This is a genomic window from Paraburkholderia fungorum (genome assembly GCF_902833645.1).
GTDB lineage: Bacteria > Pseudomonadota > Gammaproteobacteria > Burkholderiales > Burkholderiaceae > Paraburkholderia > Paraburkholderia fungorum.
The window spans coordinates 73,715-88,942 of the sequence record NZ_CADFGE010000018.1 but is presented as its reverse complement, the minus strand read 5'-3'; the positions used below and the strand labels follow the sequence as shown (position 1 = coordinate 88,942).

Below are 15,228 nucleotides of genomic sequence, written 5' to 3'. Positions count from 1 at the left end.
GTCTCAATGCCTTTGTCATCCTGTCAGCAGGCGCTCGGCCCGCTGTTCAATCCCCAATCGATTGCCGTTGTCGGCGCCTCGTCGAATCCGGCCAAAATAGGCGGCCTGCCGGTGGAGTATCTGCTGACCCAGCAGTATCCCGGCGCAATCTATCCGGTCAACCCGAAACAGGATCGCATCCAGGGTCTGCAGTCTTACCCGAACCTGCGCGACGTCGGCGCGCCAATCGACATGGCCATCTGTGCGGTGCCCGCAGCAGGCGTTATGTCCGCAGTGGAAGATGCGGCGGCCGCCGGGGTCCGCTCGATCGTGATGTTTTCCTCGGGCTTCGCGGAAATCGGTGCAGCCGGTGTGCGCGCACAGAACGAACTCCGCGCGCTCGTAAAGGACAGCGCGATCCGCTTGCTGGGACCGAATTGCCTCGGCTTCGTCAACAACCATCAAGGCGTGTACGCGACGTTCACCCCCGCGCTGAAAATCGCCGCGCCGCTGCGCGGCAACATCGGACTGATCAGCCAGAGCGGCGCGTTCGGGATCTTCGCGTTGATGCTCGCGCAGCGTCGCGGTCTGGGTATCAGTCATTTCGTCTCCACGGGCAATGAAGCGGATATCGAACTCGCCGACGCGCTCGCGTGGCAAGCGCTCGACCCTGCCACCTCCGTGATCCTGTGCTACCTCGAAGGCGCGCGCGACGGCGAGAAACTGTGCGCCGCGCTCGAACTGGCTCGCGCGCAGCGCAAACCCGTGGTGATGTGCAAGGTTGGCCGCACCACGCAGGGCGCCGCAGCCGCGGCATCGCACACCGCCTCGCTTGCCGGCTGCGATGAAATCTACGACGCCGTGTTGCGCCAGTACGGCGTGTACCGCGCGCAAGACATTCACGAACTGTTCGATATCGGCTATGCCTGTTCGGTCGCACCGCTGCCTGCGTCCGAGGCGCTTGGCATCGTGTCGCTTTCCGGCGGCGCCGGCGTTTTGATGGTGGACGAAGCCGACCGGTTAGGGCTCTCGGTGCCCCCGCTGGCGCAAGCAGGACAGCAGGCGATTCTCCAGCGCGTGCCGTTCGCGTCCGCCGTCAATCCGGTCGATATCACCGGCCAGATACTCAACGAGCCAGCGTTGCTGGGCGACACCGTCGATACGATGCTGGAGCACGGCCAATATGGCGCGATCGTGTCGTTCCAGGCGGTCACCGGCATTTCGCCGCAACACAGACCGATGGTCACCGAGTTGTGGGCCCGCGTGCGCGCCGCTCATCCGGACCTGACTATCGCCATCGTCTCGCTCTTCGACGAGCAGAACCGCGATTTTCTCGAATCGCACCGCTGCCTGACGTTCGAGGAACCCGCTGCCGCCGTGCGGGCGATTGCCGCGCTACACGCATTTAGCCGGCATTTCGAGCGGCAGCGGACGCCGATTGCGTTGCCTGAACCCGTCGCCATCGAGCCTGCGCGTTTCGACGAAGCCGACGCGCTGCGCCTCCTCACCGACGCCGGCATTCCGGTGGTTGCGAGCCGAGTGGCAAGAAGCGCCGACGAGGCCTCCGACGCAGCCACCCGGCTCGGATTTCCGGTCGTGCTCAAGGTGCTGTCCGCGGACATCGCACACAAATCGGATGTCGGCGGCGTCGCACTGCGGCTGGCCGATTCAGAGGCGGTTCGGGCCGCCTTCGCGCGTATCACGGAGAACGCCGCGCGCGCCGCGCCCAACGCGCATATCGAAGGCGTGCTGGTCGCGCCGATGATCCAGGACGGCGTGGAATGCATTCTCGGCGTGACACGCGATCCGGTGTTCGGTCCAGTCGTCATGTTCGGACTGGGCGGGGTTCTCGTCGAAGTGCTCAAGGATGTCACGTTCAGGCAGGCGCCCTTCGACGTCGCGGAAGCGCACCGGATGATTCGCGAGATTCGCGCGTGGCCCGTGCTGGGTGGCGTGCGCGGTCAACCGCCGGTCGACGTCGACACACTCGCCGACACACTGGCCGCGCTCTCGCGTTTCGCCTCGGCCAACGCCGGCAGCATCGAGTCGATCGATATCAACCCGTTCATCGCGCGGCCCAAAGGCCAGTTTTCGTGCGCCGTGGATGCGCTCGTAACAATCCGCTCAACGGAGAAAACATGTTCCCCATAAGCCCCCGATGGCGCGCATGGATCGTGGTCGCGCTGATGTTCCTGTTCATGCTGATCAATTTCGCCGACAAGGCCGTGATCGGTCTCGCCGCCGTGCCGATGATGCATGACCTTGGACTGACGCCGCAGCAACTCGGCCTCGTCGGCAGCAGTTTCTTTCTGCTGTTTTCGACGGCCGGTGTGCTGTTCGGTTTCGCGGCCAACCGCATCAAGGCAAAGTGGCTGCTGGCGGTGCTCGCGCTCGCGTGGGCGCTGGTGCAGTTTCCGCTCGTCGGCACGGTCTCGTTCCCCTTGTTGATCCTCTGCCGGATTCTGCTCGGCGCGGGCGAAGGACCGGCCTACCCGCTGGCGATTCACGCGACCTACAAATGGTTCGATAACAGCAAGCGCAGCATCCCGAGCGCGATCGTGCTGCAAGGCGCCAACACCGGCATGCTGCTGGCCGGCCCGTGCCTGACCTATCTGATCATTCACTACGACTGGCATCGCGCGTTTCTCGTACTCGGCATTGCCGGATGTGTGTGGACCGTGCTGTGGCTGCTACTGGGCGCCGAAGGTACGGTCGACGAAACGGCGGACGCGGCGGATGCGCAGACCGCACAGCCGCCGGGTCAGCACGTTCCCTACCGGCGGCTGATTATCGATCCGACTCTGGTGGGTTGCATCCTGCTGACCTTCGTCGGCTATTCGGTGCTGTCGGTTGGATTCACCTGGTTTCCGGCCTATCTGCGGCTCGCGCTTGGTTATCCGGCGGCCGACGCCGGCTGGCTGTTCTCGCTGATTGTCAGCGCCGGCATTCCCGTCACGCTCGCCGCGTCGTTCCTTTCCCAGTGGCTTGGCGGCAGGGGCGTGAGTTCGCGCCTATCGCGCGGCGTCATGACAAGCGTGCCGGTCGCGCTCGCGGGCCTCGCCCTGTTCGGCACGACGCTTGCGCTCAGTCCCGCGCTCAAGGTGTTGTGTCTGAGCGCGACCAATGTGCTGAGCCAGTTGATCTTTTTCTTCGGCCCATTAATGATCGGCGAAGTCACGCCGATCAAACAGCGCGCCGCCTGGCTCGGCATCAACGCCTCCCTCGGAACGCTGGCGGGTCTCATCGCGCCGGCGTTGATGGGGCACTTCGTGAGCGATACACAGGGCATCGCCGAAGGCTTCAGGCATGGTTTCACCGTGCTAGGCAGCATTCTGTTGCCGTGCGGCGTGCTCGGCATCTGGCTACTGAATCCCGAACGCTCGGTGCGCGCTTTGCAGCACTTCCACGCTCGCGCCGGCAGCATTCGCAACGACGTGGCCGCAGGGCCGTCCGCCAGCGAGGAGGCGGCTTGACGGAATAACGCTCAATCGGGAACGCAGCCTGTCCACCGGCGGACAGGCTGCATTTCGGCTTACCGCTGCGCGTCCTCATCGATACGCTCAACCGGCGGAATCGTGTAGGCCTTCGACAAGATGGCTTCGCGCGGATGGTATAGCCGCAAGATGAGATAGAAACGGCCCGCAGGAGCCGGCAACCAGTTCGAGATCCCCTGTCGCGGTTGCGCGTGCTGGATCAGAATGTCGAGCGAACCATCCGGGCCGTAGTGCAGATCGCGCGTGCGATCGCCGATCGCATAGCGCCGGATCGGGTTATCCGCGAAACAGAAGTCGCTGCCGTAAATCGATACTGACCAGAAGGCATCCACCGGCGGCAAGCCCCCGGCAGGAAAGTGCAACACGTAGTCATGCGCGCCGTCGAGCTGCTCGCCCTTGCTGTCGAAGTCGCCCAGCGCATAGAGCGCCTCCTCGCTCGCGAGCGCGCCAAGCCCTTTCATCGCGGTACAGGAGCGCGCCAGATAGTCCGTGCCCAGTCGGCCACCCGCATAGTTGATCGACCATGGCCGCGCGCGACGGCTACGGGTATGGCCATCGACGATCTCGATACCCGCTGCCACCGCCCTTCGCAAAACCGCCACCTGCGCGTCGTTGGGCAGCCTGGCATCGAACGCCCGCTCCGCTGAAATACCCAGGCGGGAAAACTGGGCGACGAGGCCCGTATCCACCGCGGGCGGCGGGTTGTCGGCCATCGCTCTTGCCAGGTTCGCGAAGAACGCCTCGCCTGCTTCGTTCCAGGGCTGGTAGGCCGCCACCGCGCGCGGCACGCGGACCGGCGCCATCGCGCGCAGCGTGAAACCGGCCTGGAAGGCACGCGCTGCCTCCATGTCTTCAACACCATCGATCAACACACGGCCCAACACCCAGACGAGATTCCTCGGACAGCGGATTTCGATCGAACCGGCCGGCAGCGAGCCGGACCAGTCGGGGCCGACAATGGCAAAGCTTGCCGCTGACGGCCCCATCACACGCGGACCGAGGTTATGGAAATTGTCGCTATACGCGTCGATGAACTCCATCACGAAGTAACGCCCGGTCGGTGCCGGCGTCGAAAACATGACGGGACCGTCGGCGAGATTCAGCCAGGCCATCGAGTAAAGCAGGTCATTGGCCGGCGTGACGACATCACGGTCCTCGTGGGTCCACGGCCGCGGACAATGCGAGAACTGGTTGATCGGCGCACGGCCGTTGTTCTGCGGTTCGTCGACGGCGGTCATGAGCGCGCACGTACGCACCATTTCGACGAGCGGATAACCGTATATGAATGCCTGAACCCCTGCGACGTAAGCCCACTCCTGCTGTGCATTGCCAATGGTCATTCGAGAAACTCCGTGAGGATCGGCTTGCATGCGAGCACGCACGGGGAGGCGGGATAGCGGGATCCCCTTGCAAGCCTGAGGAGCGCAAAGTATAGGCAGCGGCCGGCGCGCGAGTGTTTAACATAGCGAAACCCTGGTACCGTTATCCGGCCGGCGCGGTAGGCTCGATCCCACTCCTTCCTGTCCATAACCGGAGCGGTATCCATGTCTGGCTTTGCAAGCGAAAATCTCACCGCACTCGCCCGCGATGCGGTGATCTACACCCTGCCCCTATTCGAAATGGCGCGCACGCGCGCGGCGACCTGCCCCCGCCGCGACGACAACGGCGAGTTCGCCGGCGACAGTCCGGCTTCGACCCTCGGCTGGGTCAATCAGCTGGTGCGCGGCCGTCAGTTGCTGGGCCCGCGCAACCGCGAAGTCGTGACGCCCAATAACGACACGCTTTACCTCAGCACGTGGCTCGACCTCGGCGACGAACCGCTCGTGCTGGAAGTGCCCGACACGGCGGACCGCTACTACGTACTCGGTCTGCTGGACTTCTACACCAACCCGTTCGAATCCATCGGCACGCGCACAACCGGCAACGGCGCGCGGCGCTTTCTGCTCCATTACGGCGACGTGCCGCCGCTCGCCGACGACGATCTCACAGCGATCGCCTGCCCAACGCGAGAGGTCTGGATGATCGGCCGCATCCTGGTCGACGGCATGGACGACCTGGCCGCCGCGCATGCCCTGCAGGATCGCTTCGCCGTGAAGACGCTCAGCGGTCAACCCGCACAACGGCGTTTCGATGTCGGCATGGCGCGCGGTGCAGCGGCCGGCGATCCGCGTTTTTATGCAGCGGCGGTCAACGCCGCGCTCGCCCGCAATCCTCCGCCTGCCGCCGAATCCGCACTCGTCGCCCGTTTTGCCGCGGTCGGCATCGGCGCAAACATTGACGGTTCGACACTCGCGGCGCCCACGCTCGCCGCGCTCGGCAGCGCGCTCGAGCAGGTGATCGCCGAGCTGGGCGTGCCCCAGCCGTCGGCACTCGGCGGCGGATGGTTCCTGCCGGTGGAAGTCCGCGCTTCGTTCGGCGACGACTATCTGAAGCGCGCACACGTCAGCCGCAACTACATCGGCGCACTCGGCGTAGAGGAAGCGATGTACGTCACCGCCGACCGGGACAGCGAAGGACAACCGCTCGACGGACGCCATACGTACGAACTGTCGTTCCCGCCTGACGGCCTGCCGCACTCGCAGGCATTCTGGTCGATCACGATGTATGACAAGGCATCGCGCATGCTGGTGGATAACGCGATCGAGCGATACTCGATCGGTGATCGCTCACCGCAACTTCGCTACGATGAAGGCGGCCTGTCGCTGACCTTGTCGGCAACACCGCCGCGTGACCCTGCCGCGCTAACCAACTGGCTCCCCGCGCCCGACGGGCTGTTCTACATCATGCTGCGCATCTACATACCGGGCGCGCTTCATCTCGACAGAAAGTTTCACTATCCGCCGATCCGCCGCGTTCCGGCCGAGAGACCCTGAAAAACCGTCAGCTCGTTAGACCAGCCCGTTGACCAGACCGTCGACTAGCTAAGGCGCCGCAAAGTCCAGGCGCCTGCTGAGCTTCACGCCGGCCGCCCATTCCCGCGCGGCCGCGCCGCCAAAATAAAAATCCAATATTCGGCGACGGATTCACGCGACCTGCTCCGTTAAAGAGACTGGAGCACAACGTTCGCACATCACCCACATCCTGACAACACTGAAAGCTGGCATAGCCAACCAGCCGTCGTGAGGGCTCGGCCAACGTTGTTGCCCCCTGTTTTCAGGCCTTCGCGTTCGATTCCCTTACTATGACAACTCAAATACTGGTCGTTGACGACGATGTCGAACTTCTTGGTTCGCTGGCCGCCTTTCTCGGACGAGAAGGAATGGCGGTCTCCGTTTTGCACGAGGTGAGATCACTTGGCGATCAGATCGAACGGAACCCACCGGATCTGATTGTTCTCGACCAGATCATGCAAGGCGTAAACGGTCTCGCCGCGTTGACCAAACTGCGCGCCGCCGGCAACACTGTCCCCGTGATTCTGGCCTCCGGGCCCGACGACATGGACCGGATCGTGGGACTCGAAATGGGCGCGGACGACTGTATCGGCAAGCCCTTCAATCCGCGCGAACTGCTTGCGCGCATGCGGGCCGTATTGCGCCGACAATCCCAGGCCGCGCCGGGCACCGCGCAGGATGAACACACCGTGATCGAGTTCGGCCCATTCACACTGGATCTTCAACTGCGCACGCTGATCATGGAAAACAAGCGGCTCACACTGTCGGCCGGAGAATTCGCGCTACTAAAGGTCTTCGTCAGCAACCCTATGCGCACGCTGACCCGGGAGCGCCTGCTCGAGCTGCTGCATGGCCCGGAAGACGATCATACCGACCGCGGTATCGACGTCCAGGTGTGGCGGCTGCGCAGAATCCTCGAGAGCAACCCCTCCTCTCCGCGCTTCATCCAGACCGTGCGCAGTCACGGTTATGTGTTCGTGCCGGATGGCGCGCAGCGGTCCACGAGGCATTGAGGCTTCGCTTGCCGCGACGATCGCAACGCTGAACCTGGATGTGGACAAGGCCTTCAAGGCACTGCATTATCCTTGCTGGCGAGCAGCGCCGAACCAGAGAGGCGAACAATGCCCAGGCACAACCCAGCGCTTCATCGCAACGAAAAAGTCCCCATGACACCGGGCCGCCGGCGGCTTCTCATCGCCGGCGCGATACTGCTGACAGCGGCGTTAGGCTGGGGACTCTCGGTGATCCTCGAACCCGCCTTCCGCCATACGATCGTCATCACCACCGGTGCGGACAACGGCATCTATCGCGGCTTTGCAGACCGCTATGCGCCCCTCCTGAAACGCGACGGCATCAAACTCGATATCCGCAGTTCGTCGGGTTCGAGCGAAAACTATCAGCGCCTGACGGACCCGAACAGCGAATACGAAGTGGGTTTTATCCAGTCCGGCACCACCCGCCCCAAGGACACCGATCACCTGCAGACAATCGCCGCGGTCTCCTATGAACCGATCTGGGTGTTCTACCGTGGCGAGCCCACCGTCAACCGGCTGGCGCAACTGCGTGGCAAGCGGATTTCGATCGGCGTTCCCGGCAGCGGCCTGCTGAACGTTTCGCAGGTATTGCTCGGATACAGCGGCATTACACGGGACAATACAACGCTGCTCGAAATGGACGCGACCCAATCCTATCGAGCGCTCGAAAACGGCCAACTGGATGCGGCCTTCTTTATCGGCAGACCCGATGCGCCCATGCAGACAACCCTGCTGAACAGCAATCTCAAGCTGATGAGTTTTGCGCAGGCCGACGCGCTGGTGCAGAAATTCCCATCGCTATCCAAGGTGATCTTTCCGCGCGCGTCGACCAGCGTCGTCAACGATCTGCCGCAGACCGACGTCACGCTGCTCGCCGCCACCGCGTTGCTCGTCGCCAAAGACACGCTACACCCCGCGCTGGTCTACCTGTTGCTGGACGCGGCCAAAACCGTCCACGGCGGCGAAGATTACTTCACGCGGCTTGGCGTGTTTCCCAATCTGAACACCGAGGAGTTCCCTGTTTCTGAAGAGAGCGAGCGTTACTTCAAAACGGGGCGCCCGTTTCTGCAGCGCTACCTGCCGTTCTGGCTAGCCAGTTTTATCGAAAGGCGCTTGCTGATCCTGCTCCCCTTCATGGCGTTAATGCTCGGGCTGTTGCAGGCGTTGCCGCGCATGGCGGAGGCCCGCATCAAGAAACGCCTGGTGGTCTGGTATCGCGAGATCAAGGCGCTTGAGGATGAAATATGGAAAAACCGCCATCCCACTGTGGACCAGATCGCGCAATGGCAGGAAGAGATCGAGCATATCGATGCGAACGCCAACCAGATCAAGATGCCACAGCGTTATATCCACGACGTCTATGCACTCAAACAGGCGATTGGCGTAGTCCGGGACCGGATTGCCCGGGTCGCGCAGCAAGCATAGCTTAAGGCGCCGGCGCGGCAGCGTCGTCGACAATCGGCTGGCGAGCCATGAACCAGTAGAACAGCGCGGCACATCCGGCAATGATGCCGCCGGAGATGAACGCGAGCGCATAAGAACCCGTGCGATCGACGATGAAGCCCGCGACGACCGGCGAGAATGCCCCGCCAAAGTAGCCGCCAAAATTCTGGATCGCGCTCACCGACGCAATCATCGACGACGGCGCGATATCCGCCGCGAGCGCCCACGCCGAGCCGACCACGGCGGCAATGAAGGCGAGACCGACGGTGAACAGTGCGATGGTCACGCTGAATACGTGGGTATACGGCAAAGCGATCGCGCACGCCGCCGCGCCCACCGAACAGCAGGCGATCAGTAGGCGCTTCGCATCGATCGCCGAGGCGAGATGGCGGTCGACGATCTTCTTCGCCAGATAGCCCACCGCGATTTCGCCCACAGCGCCGCCCGCCCACGGAATACCCGCGACCACGCCGAGCTGCGCGAACGAAATGTGGAAGCGGTCGAGCAGATAGAGCGGCAAAAACACGAGGAAAATATTCCACAGCCAGATCGTGCAAAAGTAGCCGAGGATCATGCCCCACACGCTGCGGCGGCCGAACAGCGAACGCCATTTGAGCGAGGAACTCGCCAGCGACCGTTCGTGACCGCCGCCGCCTGCTTCGATGTAGGCCAGTTCGTCCTTCGACAGGCGCTTGCTGTCGACCGGATTGCGATACAGCAGCAGGAACAGCAGCGCGAACGCGATCCCGACGGCGCCGGTCACATGAAATAGCGAGCGCCAGCCGAACGCGACCATCAATGCAACCAGCATGGCGGGCGCGAGCGCCGGCCCCCACTTCGACGATGAATCCCACACGCCCGTCGCGAAGCCGCGCTCCTTGGCGGGAAACCACGCCGCGGTGATTTTTGCCGAGGTCGGCCAGCACGGCGCCTCGCCCACCGCGAGCAACGCACGCATCACCAGCAAGCCGGAGATCGAACCCACCACGCCTGTCAGCCAGGTCGCGACACTCCACCAGATCATGCCGAGCGCATACGCACGCTTCGCGCCGAAACGGTCGATTACCCAGCCCGCGGGTAACTGCATGACCGCATAGGTCCACGCGAACACGCTGCCGAGCAGACCAATCTGCGTGCGCGTCAGCCCCAGTTCCTGAATCATGCCGGGTGCGGCGATCGAAAGACTGGCGCGATCCATGTAGTTGATGATCCCGCCGATCAGCAGCCAGATCAGCACGTGCCAGCGGAAATTGAGGTGAGTGGACGGCGCCGCGGCGGCCGGTACCGGAATGATGGGTTTATTCAAATCGTGTCTCCATCCAGATGGCCTTATGCGGCCATTCATTGTTGCCAGTGGCACGTCTCAATGCTCACGTGCGTGCGCTGTGGACCTTCAAGTGACCATTGAGTGGCCACCGAGCAACCAGTGTACGGATCGCGACCCATCGACTCCAATGAGGAAACCGGATGGGCCGATAGCGTTTACGTTATCGGCCGCTCCATCAAGACGGTCGCAACAGCAGCTTCTGGACTCGCCAGTTCAGAAGCTCGGCCACCAACAGCACGTTCTCGGACGGACAAGCCATTTGATGAATCCAGCCAAACTGCTTCAGTTGCTTGCCGGATTGGCCCAGCACGCCAAGCAGTTTCCCTTCGAGCGTCAGTTTGTAGATGCGCCCCGGAAACGCATCGGAACTGTAGAGCACCTGATTCGGGCCCGGCGAAATGCAGATCGCCCACGGCGAGCCGGGCGCAAAGGTGCCCTCGGCTATGGCGGCTTCGTCCGGCACGTTGCCGATGGCCGGTTGAGCGCCTGGCGGCACCGGCACGTCGATTGTGAACTGCCGCTGGAAATTGCCTTCGCCGTCGAACACCTGAATGCGGCGATTGCTGCGATCGGCAACATAGACAAGACCCTTCGCATCGACCGCGATGCTGTGTGGCGTATGAAACTGACCCGGACCGGTGCCACGATCGCCCCACGATTTGAGCCAGTTGCCGTCCTTGTCGACCTTCGCCACGCGGGAGTTGATGTATCCGTCGCTGATGTAGGTGTTGTCGGCGCTGTCCCACGCGACATCGGTAACCTGCCTGAAGCGTCCCGGCTCCGCCGGCAGCGGCGGATTCGGATGCTTGAGCGGACCGGTTGCCTCGTCCGCCGCTTCCTGCTTGCGGCCGAACACCATGGCTACGCGTCCCTCCGGCGTGAACTTGATCACCATGTCGGAACCTTTGTCGGTCACCCAGATATTGTCGTGCCGGTCGACCTTGACCGTGTGCGCAAACGACCACGCGTACAGGTTGTGGCCGATCTCGCGGACGAAGCGGCCGTCCGGTGCGAACTCGAGAAGCTGGGCCGCAGCCGCCCCGTAGGCCGGCCCAGTCGAGTTGCCGCGCGAGAGCACAAAAATATGTCCCTTCGAGTTGAAGCTGACGCCCGAACACTCGCCGAAATAAACATCGTCTGGGAGACGCAGCAGATTGGGAACCGACTCGTAAGCGATGCCCGGGACAGATTCCGCGTAGGCGAGACTGGGGAACAAAGCGAGCGCCGCGGCACTTTCGGCGGCCAGAGCGAGGAAGCGGCGACGGCTCAGCACCGCGCCCGGAGAGTCACTGCAGCAAAGACAGGAGTACGACTGTTGATCGTTCATTGGCTTGTCTTCCTTTCGCTCGCCTTGCGGGACAGCGGCGTGGTCGGTTTACGCGCCAAGGTATGCGGCATGTCCGGATAACAGGCGCACAGAGTCTTGCACGGCGAGGATACACCGGGAAGACGCACACGCGAATTCCCGCTGCCTGGAAGACGACGCAGACCACCCAGATCACGCGTACTATCCCGTCTGTCCGGATCGACGGCCGTACTCAACGGCCGCAACCGCCATGCGCCACGCTTCACTCGAGGTGATATCCATGCTAAGGAATCTTTCGCAAGCCAGCTTCGCAACCGTCGCGATCGCCATGCTAGGCGCTTGTGCGATGCCGCCCGCCAGTCCGCCGAGTGCCTCTATCGATCCGCCTCAGGCGGAGCGCGTGATGGCGCTCACTGCATCGGGCGTGCAGAACTATTCGTGCGAACTCGACGCGCAGGGTCATCTGGCATGGGTGTTCCGGAGCCCACAAGCCACGCTCTACGATGCAAGCGGTCGCGCGGTGGTCCGGCATGGCGCGGGGCCGTCCTGGGAGGCGGAAGATGGTAGCCGGATCGTAGGCCGCGTGCTCGCGCAGAAGCCCAGCGAAACACCGGCGAGCATTCCCCAGCTATTGCTCGAAACACATAGCACCGCCGGTAGCGGCACATTGTCTGCAGTGCGATATGTGCAACGCGTGCATACCGTCGGCGGGTTAGCGCCGGCTGCACCGTGTTCAACGGAACATACATCAGGAAGCTCGCCCTATCTCGCGAACTACGTGTTCTACCGCTAGGCAGGCAAAGCCGTCCGCTTACTTCATGTTGGGCTGGTTCGGCGGCGGCAGCGCCGGATCGAGTTTCGCGGACTGTCTCACCAGTTGTTCGGTCATCGCAGCCGCAACCGGGTTCGAGCCCGGACGGTACGGATCGTTGCGGCTGAACTGCGGTTGAGGTTGAGATTGTGGCCGGGGCGGCGGCAATGCCGGATCGAGTTGCGCGGACTGTTTGACCAGCGCATCCGTCATCGCGGAAGCAATAGGATTCGCGCCGTCACGATGCAAGCTGTCACGATGGGTTTCGGTGCGCGGCACGGGGACAGCGCGCGGTGCGACGTATGCATGCTGCGCGACCGGTTCACGTGGGCGCATATCCGCTTTCGGCGGTACTTGCACGATCTCTTTCGCTGGCGAACCGGATTGCATTGCCACGGTTCCGCTCACAACCTGATTGGGGTCAGTCGCTGCGGGCCTGGGCGGTGGCGCTGCGCCGACCACAGTTCCCGCTGTCGCATGAGCGTCATCCAGTTGGGGAGCAGCCTGGAAGGAAGTCGCGGCCAATTCCGCTGAATTGTCCCTCGGGACCTCGGTATCGGCCGCTGCGTGATCTCTTTCTTGCAACAGCAGAAAAGCGCCGAACGCCACTTCGATGAGCAGCACGCCGACTATCAAAGATTTGCTTACATTCCTCATATTAACCAACGATTCGTTCAATCGACGCGACAGGATTGATGACGGCCGCCCGCTCGGAGAACGCGCCGGACGGCAGTTCGCGGCGTAGGCCCGCGATGGGTTGATGCGGGGATGATTTGCGCGGCCCGCACACGTTGACGTGTCCAGCGGGAACGGTCCGGTGGCTCACGCCACCAAACGGCACGGGACATGCTGCCTATGCTAATGCGAAAAAACAATCCGTGCCGAGCGCAACAAGCCCGCGCGCGGAACTCCGCAATGTGTGAGCATTCTGCGTGCCCGGTGCCAGCAGGGATTACAGCGTGATGCAGCGGAAGATCCAGTCGGAAACGGGTAATTTTCTCGTCCGGATCGGTCAGATTTTTGTCGGCAACGAACTAGAGGCTCGTTACGTTAACGGAGGTGTGTAGCCTTTCCTCCCGCTCCGGAAACAAGGCGCGCCGCCATGAAGTCGATCAGCGCGCGGACTCGGCGCGGAACCGGGCGGCCCGCGCTCCACACCAGATGCACCGGAACCGGTTCGGGTTCGAACGCGTCCAGCACCGTCACCACCTGGGCCGCATCGAGCAGTTTCTGCACCTGAAAGATCGGCGCCCGGCCGACACCCGCGCCTGCCGCAGCCGCGGCATTGCACGCAAGCGCGCTGGCGGAGCGGAACCGCCCCGTGACCTCGACAGCGCCGCCGGCCCGATTGAACGCCCATGTCTCACGCTCGGCATGCTGGCGCAGGATGCAGTCATGCGAGGCAAGGTCGGACGGATGGATCGGATAGCCGCGCGCGGCGAAATAGCTCGGTGTGCCAAATACCACGCGCCGCAACGTGCCCACCTGTTTCGCGCGTAAGTTCGAATCCGGCAAACGTCCGAGGCGGACCGCGAGATCGATGTCGGCTTTCGCGAGGTCGAGATGCTGTTCGGCGAGCACGAGTTCGGCCCGGACAGACTCGTGAATCGCCAGAAACGTCGCAAGAATCGGCGAGACAAACTCGGCTCCGAATGCCGTTGGCGCGCCAACGCGAATACTGCCGCGCAACTGTGTGGCCTGCTCGACGAGTTCGTCGCGCGCTGCGCTGATTTCTCCCAGTGCGGGCCGAATTCGCGCGGCGAATTTCAGGCACGCCGCGGTGGGCTCGACCCGGCGCGTCGTACGGTGAAACAAAGTCGTGTTCAACTCACGCTCGAGCGCGGCAATAGCACGGCTCACCGATTGCAACGTTCGACCCAGCGAGCGCGCCGCAGCCGTCAGGCTTCCTTCGTCGAGGATAGCCAGCAGCACTTCATATTCGTCTTTGTTCATGCCCGTCATTCTCTCGTTTTCCGGAAGAATCTCTGACGGCTCGCACAGCTAGCCGGGAGCCGCTCACCGCCGTACATTCTAGCCATGTCGATACCCGGCCGATTCGCAAGGAGGCGATCAATGACTCAACGTAACGAGAATGGCATGCCCATGAAATACAGCGACCGGTTCACCCTCGCCGATGCACGCCAGGTAGCGCGCGCAGCCGAAGAGGAAGCTCTGCGTCACGATTGGCCCATGGTGATCGCGGTGGTGGATAGCGGCGGACACCTGGTGCTTCAGCAGCGGCTCGATGGCGCGCAACTCGGCAGTTACGAGGTGGCAAGACAGAAAGCCGAAACGGCCGTGCGATTCCGGCGCCCGACGCGCGTTTTCGAGGACGCCCTCACGCAGGGCGGACTCCATCTGCGTCTGCTCGGCATGACCAACCTCGTGCCGCTGGATGGAGGAATCCCGCTGATTCGCGATGGCGCCGTAGTCGGCGCGATAGGTGTGTCGGGCATGCGCTCCGACCAGGACGCACAGGTCGCCCAAGCCGGCGCCGATGCGCTGCCGGCAACGGCAGCGCAATCAGAACCAGAATCGGAACCGGAATCGCCGCGCGGCCGTTAAGGTTTGCCTTTGAGGGTGAACGGCGCCAGCAGAGACCGTACGTCGACCTGCTGCCCCTGGAGCAGAAGCAGCCTCGCATGCAGCACCAGGTTCTCGAGGACCAGCTTCGCGGTGCTCAACAGGTACAGCGCATGAATGTCGGAAATCGACATGTTGCCTGCTTCGACCAGGTGATGACGCTCGACCAGTGAACTCATGACAAGCCGCCTGAGCTCCTGCTCACCGAATGGGAGGTCTGCGAAGTCGATCGGGTCGTCGGCTTCCACTTCCCGCAGCAGTTCCACCAGCGTTTCCGTGCTTACGTCCATGTGCAGGCTCCACGTTGTCGTTAAGACCAGCATAGCCAAACAGAGTCACCAGCACTCACAGCCTACCGTG

At 63.0% G+C, this 15,228-nt stretch carries 13 protein-coding genes; 7 read left to right on the top strand and 6 right to left on the bottom strand.

Annotated features, from left to right (window positions below; all coding sequences use genetic code 11):
- The first annotated feature begins 6 nt into the window (after positions 1-6).
- Both HWX91_RS37555 and HWX91_RS37550 read left to right on the top strand, forming a co-directional pair.
- The gene (locus HWX91_RS37555) at positions 7-2,130 is read left to right on the top strand and encodes an acetate--CoA ligase family protein (RefSeq protein WP_042274296.1); all 2,124 of its coding nucleotides are present in this window, start codon (positions 7-9) and stop codon (positions 2,128-2,130) included.
- Positions 2,118-3,452, top strand: a complete 1,335-nt coding sequence (locus HWX91_RS37550; RefSeq protein ID WP_042274299.1) for an MFS transporter — start codon at positions 2,118-2,120, stop codon at positions 3,450-3,452. Before HWX91_RS37555 ends, HWX91_RS37550 begins: the two co-directional genes overlap by 13 nt.
- A 59-nt stretch (positions 3,453-3,511) precedes the next feature.
- On the opposite strand, the gene HWX91_RS37545 is transcribed toward HWX91_RS37550, so the two are convergent.
- On the bottom strand, positions 3,512-4,813 hold the full coding sequence (locus tag HWX91_RS37545; protein WP_052660649.1) for a DUF1254 domain-containing protein: 1,302 nt from the start codon (positions 4,811-4,813) through the stop codon (positions 3,512-3,514).
- A 204-nt stretch (positions 4,814-5,017) separates the two neighbouring features.
- Here HWX91_RS37545 and HWX91_RS37540 point away from each other — a divergent pair, with 204 nt between their 5' ends.
- The 3 genes from HWX91_RS37540 (at position 5,018) to HWX91_RS37530 (ending at position 8,823) form a co-directional block, all read left to right on the top strand.
- On the top strand, positions 5,018-6,346 hold the full coding sequence (locus tag HWX91_RS37540; protein ID WP_028195317.1) for a DUF1254 domain-containing protein: 1,329 nt from the start codon (positions 5,018-5,020) through the stop codon (positions 6,344-6,346).
- Between the two features lie 308 nt (positions 6,347-6,654).
- Positions 6,655-7,377, top strand: a complete 723-nt coding sequence (locus tag HWX91_RS37535) for a response regulator (protein WP_028195318.1) — start codon at positions 6,655-6,657, stop codon at positions 7,375-7,377.
- A gap of 153 nt (positions 7,378-7,530) precedes the next feature.
- Positions 7,531-8,823 carry a TAXI family TRAP transporter solute-binding subunit gene (locus HWX91_RS37530; RefSeq protein WP_028195319.1) on the top strand — a complete coding sequence of 431 codons (1,293 nt, stop codon included), beginning with the start codon at positions 7,531-7,533 and terminating at the stop codon, positions 8,821-8,823.
- Between the two features lies 1 nt (position 8,824).
- Here the strand turns inward: HWX91_RS37530 and HWX91_RS37525 are convergent, their stop codons facing one another.
- Complete coding sequence (locus HWX91_RS37525) at positions 8,825-10,147, bottom strand: MFS transporter (RefSeq protein WP_028195320.1); 1,323 nt, start codon at positions 10,145-10,147, stop codon at positions 8,825-8,827.
- A 196-nt stretch (positions 10,148-10,343) separates the two neighbouring features.
- Positions 10,344-11,495, bottom strand: coding sequence for a peptidyl-alpha-hydroxyglycine alpha-amidating lyase family protein (locus HWX91_RS37520; protein ID WP_028195321.1), 1,152 nt, complete (start codon positions 11,493-11,495; stop codon positions 10,344-10,346).
- A gap of 259 nt (positions 11,496-11,754) precedes the next feature.
- On the opposite strand from HWX91_RS37520, the gene HWX91_RS37515 reads away from it, so the two are divergent.
- Positions 11,755-12,267 carry a DUF3455 domain-containing protein gene (locus tag HWX91_RS37515; protein ID WP_028195322.1) on the top strand — a complete coding sequence of 171 codons (513 nt, stop codon included), beginning with the start codon at positions 11,755-11,757 and terminating at the stop codon, positions 12,265-12,267.
- An 18-nt stretch (positions 12,268-12,285) separates the two neighbouring features.
- Here the strand turns inward: HWX91_RS37515 and HWX91_RS37510 are convergent, their stop codons facing one another.
- Positions 12,286-12,675, bottom strand: a complete 390-nt coding sequence (locus HWX91_RS37510; protein WP_127837986.1) for a hypothetical protein — start codon at positions 12,673-12,675, stop codon at positions 12,286-12,288.
- 660 nt (positions 12,676-13,335) lie between these two features.
- Positions 13,336-14,238: a LysR family transcriptional regulator gene (locus HWX91_RS37505; RefSeq protein ID WP_028195324.1), complete on the bottom strand. Its 903-nt coding sequence runs from the start codon at positions 14,236-14,238 to the stop codon at positions 13,336-13,338.
- A 120-nt stretch (positions 14,239-14,358) separates the two neighbouring features.
- Between HWX91_RS37505 and HWX91_RS37500 the strand changes: the two genes are divergently transcribed.
- Positions 14,359-14,850, top strand: coding sequence for a GlcG/HbpS family heme-binding protein (locus HWX91_RS37500; RefSeq protein ID WP_244144188.1), 492 nt, complete (start codon positions 14,359-14,361; stop codon positions 14,848-14,850).
- Here HWX91_RS37500 and HWX91_RS37495 read toward each other — a convergent pair.
- Positions 14,847-15,158, bottom strand: a complete 312-nt coding sequence (locus HWX91_RS37495) for a hypothetical protein (protein ID WP_028195325.1) — start codon at positions 15,156-15,158, stop codon at positions 14,847-14,849. The genes HWX91_RS37500 and HWX91_RS37495 overlap by 4 nt on opposite strands.
- Positions 15,159-15,228 lie beyond the last annotated feature (70 nt).